This is a genomic window from Pseudomonas sp. HY7a-MNA-CIBAN-0227 (assembly GCF_040310325.1).
GTDB lineage: Bacteria > Pseudomonadota > Gammaproteobacteria > Pseudomonadales > Pseudomonadaceae > Aquipseudomonas.
Genome location: NZ_JBEOPT010000068.1, coordinates 1 through 291, shown reverse-complemented (window position 1 = coordinate 291; position 291 = coordinate 1). Strand labels below are relative to the sequence as shown.

The window sequence follows — 291 nt, the reverse complement described above, 5'->3', positions numbered from 1 at the left end:
ATTCTATTCTTTGCCGCTTTTTTCCCCAAATTTATTAATTTTAGCGCGCCGCTGTGGCCGCAGTATATTATGCTGACTTGTGGGCTATTTTTGAGCGAGACGATTTGGCAACTTATTTATACCATTGGTGGTAAGAAGCTGGCGGGCTGGCTGGATGTTGGCGAGCGTTTGGCATGGCTAAATCGCGGCTGCGGGGTGATATTTATTTTAATTGCCGCGGCGTTATTGGCTGAAGTGTTGAATAGTTTTATGGGTTAAAGGTCTTTGTCAGCAATTTAGCAAGTCTTGTGC

At 44.7% G+C, this 291-nt stretch carries 1 protein-coding gene; it reads left to right on the top strand.

Translation table 11 applies throughout. The features are described 5' to 3' along the window. Window positions 1–258, top strand: a 258-nt coding sequence (locus AAEZ06_RS27010; RefSeq protein ID WP_350617138.1) for a LysE family translocator, incomplete at its 5' end; no start/stop codon positions are given. Between the last annotated feature and the right edge of the window lie 33 nt (window positions 259–291).